This window comes from Mycobacterium sp. (genome assembly GCF_035603715.1).
Classification (GTDB): Bacteria; Actinomycetota; Actinomycetes; order Mycobacteriales; family Mycobacteriaceae; genus Mycobacterium.
Window position 1 is genome coordinate 1 of sequence record NZ_DATNJW010000576.1, and the last position, 6,242, is coordinate 6,242.

The 6,242-nt window shown below is 64.8% G+C and carries 5 protein-coding genes and 1 pseudogene; 3 read left to right on the forward strand and 3 right to left on the reverse strand.

From position 1 onward, the window contains the following. A pseudogene (locus tag VN856_RS23560) lies at positions 1–245 on the forward strand (hypothetical protein); the annotation flags it as partial. Here VN856_RS23560 and VN856_RS23565 read toward each other — a convergent pair. Further along, on the reverse strand, positions 220–1,482 hold the full coding sequence (locus VN856_RS23565) for an amidohydrolase family protein (RefSeq protein WP_325693676.1): 1,263 nt from the start codon (positions 1,480–1,482) through the stop codon (positions 220–222). The pseudogene VN856_RS23560 and the gene VN856_RS23565 overlap by 26 nt on opposite strands. Positions 1,483–1,501: 19 nt before the next feature. Beyond that, positions 1,502–2,323, reverse strand: coding sequence for a class I SAM-dependent methyltransferase (locus VN856_RS23570; protein ID WP_325693679.1), 822 nt, complete (start codon positions 2,321–2,323; stop codon positions 1,502–1,504). 73 nt (positions 2,324–2,396) lie between these two features. Between VN856_RS23570 and fadD11 the strand changes: the two genes are divergently transcribed. Next, positions 2,397–4,196, forward strand: a complete 1,800-nt coding sequence (gene fadD11, locus VN856_RS23575) for a fatty acid--CoA ligase FadD11 (protein WP_414687035.1) — start codon at positions 2,397–2,399, stop codon at positions 4,194–4,196. Here fadD11 and VN856_RS23580 read toward each other — a convergent pair. Further along, the gene (locus VN856_RS23580) at positions 4,184–5,428 is read right to left on the reverse strand and encodes an acyl-CoA desaturase (RefSeq protein WP_325693685.1); all 1,245 of its coding nucleotides are present in this window, start codon (positions 5,426–5,428) and stop codon (positions 4,184–4,186) included. The two genes, fadD11 and VN856_RS23580, sit on opposite strands and share 13 nt — an antisense overlap. Before the next feature lie 268 nt (positions 5,429–5,696). Here VN856_RS23580 and VN856_RS23585 point away from each other — a divergent pair, with 268 nt between their 5' ends. Beyond that, the gene (locus tag VN856_RS23585; RefSeq protein WP_325693681.1) at positions 5,697–6,134 is read left to right on the forward strand and encodes a nitroreductase family deazaflavin-dependent oxidoreductase; all 438 of its coding nucleotides are present in this window, start codon (positions 5,697–5,699) and stop codon (positions 6,132–6,134) included. Positions 6,135–6,242 lie beyond the last annotated feature (108 nt).

The following is a 6,242-nucleotide window of genomic DNA, read 5'->3' on the forward strand; positions in this document are numbered from 1 at the left end:
AGTTCAACGACTGGTTCCAGCGTTGTCTGAAACGGCCGCCGTTGGCAGGGCCATTGGTCCTCGATCCGGTGCCGATCGACCCGCTGAACCGCGGAGATTCGCTCCGCGCGCGGGCGGTCATCGAATGGGGCTTGCGCCGCACCTGCCCGTTAATCGACGCGCGTGCATGCGGCATTTACCAGCGGGCTGGATCCTGCCGCGTCAGCGCCGAGCGCTCCGCTAGCCGCACACTCGGGAATCGCTGACGGCTGGATCCTTGTGAATCACACCCTCTTTCATCACGAAGTCCACTTGACCGGTGACGTTGATGTCGGCGAAGGGATCACCGGGCATCGCGATCAGATCCGCGATCTTGCCCTCGGCGATCACCCCGAGATCGTCGAGGCGCAGCATTTCGGCGGCCACGCTGGTGGCCGACCGCAGAGCCCGCAACGGTGTGATGCCGGTCGACACCATCATCGGGAACTCGCGCCAATTATCGTGGTGCGGGAACATTCCGGCATCGGTTCCAAAGGCGATCCGGACGTCGCTGGCGGCGAGCCCCTCCGCCGCGTCTAGCAGCGCCCCGCGGTATTTCTCCATTTTGCGTCGCGAGTGCTCGGGCAGCGCGGCCCAGACCGCATCGCCGCTTGCGTCGCCGCGGGCTTTGGACAGGATCGTGTATTGCGTCGGCACCATGAACACCCCGGCGTCGGTCATCATTCGCAGCGTCTCGGCCGACGCTAGGTTGCCGTGTTCGATGCTGCGCACCCCGGCCCGGACGGCGCGCCGGATACCCTCGTCGCCGTAACTATGTGGTGTGACTGGGATTTCGAGGTCGTTGGCCGTCGCGACCAGGATGTTCATCTCCTCCTGGCTGTAGGTGGCGTGGCCGGGGTCGTCGGAGGGTGAGGCGAAGCCGCCGGTGGCGCCGAACTTGATCCAGTCGGCACCGGCCCGGATCTGCTGTCTGACCCGGATGCGGATCTCGTCGGCGCCGTCGGCGGCGGCCAACTCCAGTGGCCGGCAGGGATCTTGATACTCGTCGGCGACCATTCCGCTGAAGTCGCCGTGACCGCCGCGCGCGGAGATCATGTGCGGCGCGACCACCATCCGCGGGCCGACAACGAGCCCGGCGGCCACCGCGTTCCGCAGGTCGATGGTCGGGTAATCGATGTCCGCGCAACCCAAGTCGCGGACCGTGGTGAATCCGTTCATCAGCAGCGCGCGCAGCACCGGCAAGGACTTCAACGTTTTCGCGACGCTCGAGTCGAGTGCCATCAGCAGCCCCACCGGGGGTGCCAGCGTCACGTGGGTGTGGCAGTCGATGAAGCCCGGCGTCAATGTGTGCCCGCGGAGGTCCACCACCCGGGCATCCGGTGGAGTCTCGATCGCGTCGGCAATGCGCTGGATGCGGCCGTCGACGACCAGCACCTGGCGTGGCGCGGACTGCGCCGAAATCCCGTCCCACACAGTGGCGCCCGTGATCAGTGTCGCCGGCATCGTCGTCACCTTTCGAAGTTCAGAAGCGATAGCGGAGGATCCGCGCCGTGCGGGCGCCTGATTTGGTCATGCCCATCAATCGGGTCGCGAGTCGGGTCGCAGGCGGGTACAGATCGACCTCCGGCGCATGCGACAGGCTGGTCTCTTCGACCAGTCGCAGGCGTGGGCTCCAGCTCTCCGGGACATGTGCATCGTTGAAGCCTTGGTAGGCCCACTGGGTTCCGACAGCGCTGAAGACGATCTTCATGGCGGCGATGTTGAGCCGACTGACGTGCCCATAGTCGTTCATCGCCAGTTCGCCGGACCGGAAGTATTCGGGAATGTGGTGGAACAGGTTCACGATCACCGATTCCGCTAAGAACGCCAGTAGGCCGTCGGCCACCAGCATGGTGGGCCGGTCGGGCGGCACCTGGTCGGTCCAAACGTTGTCGGCCAGTGATGCCGCCACCGAATGGGCCTTGTAGTCGACCGGCACCACCTCATCGCGCAATGCGATGACGTTCGGCAGATCGACGTTGTACCAGTCGACCGTGGCCGGCGGCGCGACACGCTGCATGGCGGTGCCCAGACCCGCGCCGAGGTCGACGACGACGGCATCGGGGTGCTCGGCGACGAAATCGCGCACCCGGTCGTCGAGCATCTTGGCCCGCAACGCGGTCTGGCGCACCGCGCTCGCCGGCACACCCAAACCGTCGAAGTCGAAGTCGATGTTGGCGACGATCTCATCGGCCAACGTGTCACCGAGTATCGGCCTGGGCCAACGGCTGTCGAGTGCGCGGGCGTACTGGGTGACAAACGCGGTCAGCTCGACGGGTGTCAAGTCGGCGATCGCGTTTCCCATACCCGCAACGTAGCGCAGGACTAGCCTCGGCTGCGTGAGCGATTCAAAAATACAGCCGAGCAGGCCAACCACCATGTGCGAGGCGTTTCAGCACGCCGCGGGGGTGGACCCGGACGCGGTCGCGCTTCGCACCCCCGGCGACACCCAAACACTCACCTGGCGCGAGTACGCCGCCGATGTTCGTCGGGTCGCCGCCGGCCTGCACGGCATCGGGGTCCGCCGCGGCGACACGGTGGCGCTGATGATGGCCAACCGGATCGAGTTCTATCCGCTGGAAGTCGGTGCGCAGCATCTGGGCGCCACCTCGTTCTCGGTGTACAACACCTTGCCCGCCGAGCAGCTGACCTACGTGTTCGGTAACGCCGGCACCAAAGTGGTGATCTGTGAACAGCAATACGTGGACCGGATCCGGGCAAGCGGGACGCAGCTCGAGCACATCGTCTGTATCGACGGCGTCGCGGACGGCACCCTGTCGCTGGATGACCTCTACGCCGCCGCCGAGGACGGCTTCGATTTCGACGCGACCTGGCGTTCGGTGCAGCCCGACGACGTGATCACCCTGATCTACACCTCGGGAACAACGGGGAATCCCAAAGGGGTGGAGATGACGCACACCAACCTGCTGTTCGAGGCTTATGCCCTCGCCGCCGTCCTGGACGTCCGGCCGGATGATCGTGGCACGTCGTATCTGCCGTCCGCTCACATCGCTGACCGCATTATGGCGCTGTACAACCAGGAGCTGTACGGCATCCTGGTCACAGTTATCTCCGACGTTCGCGAAATTGCGGCCGCATTACCGGATGCCCGGCCGACGATCTGGGCGGCGGTGCCGCGGGTGTGGGAAAAGCTCAAGGCGGGAATCGAATTCGCCGTGGCACACGAGCAGGACGAAACAACGCGCCAGGCTTTGCAGTGGGCCTTGGAGGTTGCCGCGAAACGCGCCGCGGCACTCGTCGCCGGCGAACCGCTGCCCGACGACGTGGCCGCCGAATGGGCACAGGCCGACGAACTTGTGCTGTCGAAGCTGCGGGAAAAGCTGGGGCTCGACAAGGTGCGGTGGGCGGTGTCGGGTGCGGCGCCGATTCCGCGGGAGACGCTGGCGTTCTTCGTCGGTATCGGCATCCCGATCGCAGAATTCTGGGGCATGTCGGAGCTGAGTTGTGTTGCGAGCGTGAGCCATCCGAGTGAGGCGCGACTGGGTTCGGTGGGAAAGCTGCTGCCCGGGCTGGAATCCAAAATCGCCGAGGATGGCGAGTATCTGGTGCGCGGACCGTTGGTGATGAAGGGCTACCGCAAAGAGCCGGCCAAGACCGCCGAGGCGATCGACGCCGACGGTTGGCTGCACACCGGCGACATATTGGAAACGGACTCCGACGGCTTCTTGCGGATCGTCGACCGCAAGAAGGAGTTGATCATCAACGCAGCCGGCAAGAACATGTCGCCGGCCAACATCGAAAACGCGATCAAGGCGGCCTGCCCGATGATCGGGGCGATGGTCACGATCGGCGACGCCCGCCCGTACAACACCGCGTTGCTGGTATTCGACGCCGATTCGGTCGGCCCGCACGCGGCCGATCTCGGACTGGCCGACGCCTCGCCGGCTGCGCTGGCTTCCCACCCGGAGATGCTCGCGAAGATTTCGGCGGGGGTGGCCGCGGGCAACGAGAATTTGTCGCGGGTCGAGCAGATCAAACGATTCCGCATCCTGCCCACCCTGTGGGAGCCGGGCGGCGACGAGATAACCCTGACGATGAAACTCAAACGCCGCCCGATCGCGGCCAAGTACGCCGCGGAGATCGAGGAGTTGTACGTCAGCGAACCAGGCCCGGACATCCACGAGCCCGGACGCGCATCGACCACTCAGCTCGCGTAGCGGCGCGCCCGGGTGGACGCCAGCATCCGGTGGTCGCGCAGCGCCGTGACCAATCCGCGCCGCGGCACGTCGTCGTTGTCGTGGGTTGTTGCTGATCCGTTCGTGACGTTCCGGAACCTCTTCTCAGAGCACGTTTCCGGTGCGTCGTCGCAGGTAGCGGAGAGCCAGCGATCCGGCAGTGCCAACTTGCAGATCGTGCGCACGGTGAGCAGGTACTGACGCAGCAACGGACCGGTCGTGTACGGCAGTTCGTAGGTCGCGCACACGGCACGAACCCGCTCGGCGATCTCCGGATACCGGTTGTGCGGCAGATCGGGATAGAGGTGGTGTTCGATCTGGTAGCACAGATTTCCGGTCATGAACCGCAGTGTCGGTCCGGCGTCGAAATTCGCGGTACCCAGCATCTGCCGGAGATACCATTCCCGCTTCGTCTCGTTCTCCAGCACTGATGGCGTGAACTTTTCCGCCCCGTCGACGAAGTGACCGCAGACGATCACGATGTACGCCCACCCGCTACGCAATCCGTTTGCGACGATGTTCGCGCCCAGCGTGCGCCGCCATCTCCGGCCGCTCAGGGCGGGAAAGAGGACATAGTCCTTGCCGGCCTGGCGTGCCATCTTCCGCAGCATTGCCGATTTCTGGGCGGCTCTGCCGGCGTCCGTGGTCTCTTCCTGCTGCACCGAAATCACGCCATACAGCGCGATGCCCCACTCGAAGGCCATCCCGAGGAGCACCGCGAACAGCGGTTGCAGCAGGGCGAGCGGCCGCCACTTCTGGTCCCGGGTGACCCGCAGGACTCCGAAGCCGAGGTCGGCGTCCACCCCGACGATGTTGGTGAAGACGTGGTGTTGGTAATTGTGGGTATAGCGCCACTGCGACGTGAGACCGGCCATGTCCCACTCCCAGGTATTGGAATGGATTTCCGGATCGTTCATCCAATCCCATTGACCGTGGGTGATGTTGTGGCCGAGTTCCATGTTCTCGATGCATTTGGCCGCGGCCAGCGCAGTCGTTCCCAGGGCCCAACCGATTTTGCCCTTGGTGCCGGCGATGATCAGCCTCGCCACTATGTCGAACCATCGCTGGAAAGCGATCGCGCGGGTGATGTACTTCCGATCCCTGGCACCGCGCGAAGCCTCGACATCGCTACGAATCGTGTCCAACTCGGCCGCGAGCGCGGTGAGGTCCGCGTCGCTGAGATGGGCGTATTCGGCTACGTCTGTGATGGCCAACGGGACCGCTACCCGGCCTCGGGAAAGGCGGCGTGTGTAGCTGTGCGGGTTACGAGGACGCGCACGCAGAAGGAACGCGAGTACCGCGGCATGGTGCGTCACGTCCCATCGTTGGGTAGAAGCTGACCCCGCGAGATGAGGAATCTGTGCCACTACAGGTAATCGTGTGCGGAGTCGATCGCAGACTCTACAGTGCAGACCCTGAGTCGGAGCTGAGGAGCAGCCCGAGCGGCTGGGCACCCCGTGTACACGTGTCTATGGTGGTCTCATGCCACTCGAAGGTGAATACGCACCCAGCCCGTGGGATTGGTCTCGCGAACAAGCCGACAAGTACGCCGAATCCGGTGGTGCCGATGCCGCAGATATGAAGGGTAAGCCGATCATTCTGCTGACCACCGTCGGCGCCAAGACCGGCAAGCTCCGCAAGACCCCCCTGATGCGCGTCGAGCACGACGGCGAGTACGCCTGCGTCGCGTCGTTGGGCGGGGCTCCGAAGAACCCGGTCTGGTACTACAACATCGCCCAGAATCCGCGGGTCGAGCTACAGGACGGCGCAACCACGCGCGATTACGACGCCCGTGAGGTATTCGGCGACGAGAAGGCGGTCTGGTGGGAACGCGCCGTGGCGGCCTGGCCGGACTACGCCGACTATCAGACGAAGACGGACCGGCAAATTCCGGTCTTTGTGCTCACCCCTGTGCACTGAATTTGCAGCTTGGTGGCACCATTGACCGGTGTCCGCCGAACTGAGTCAGAGCCCGAGCACGGGTAATGGGCCGCTGTCAGCGGCCGATGTCGACGGTGCGGCGGCGCG

Coding starts and splice junctions, on each gene's coding strand:
- VN856_RS23565 (WP_325693676.1), bottom strand. CDS start 1,482: ATGCCGGCGACACTGATCACGGGCGCCACTGTGTGGGACGGGATTTCG.
- fadD11 (WP_414687035.1), top strand. CDS start 2,397: ATGTGCGAGGCGTTTCAGCACGCCGCGGGGGTGGACCCGGACGCGGTC.
- VN856_RS23570 (WP_325693679.1), bottom strand. CDS start 2,323: ATGGGAAACGCGATCGCCGACTTGACACCCGTCGAGCTGACCGCGTTT.
- VN856_RS23585 (WP_325693681.1), top strand. CDS start 5,697: ATGCCACTCGAAGGTGAATACGCACCCAGCCCGTGGGATTGGTCTCGC.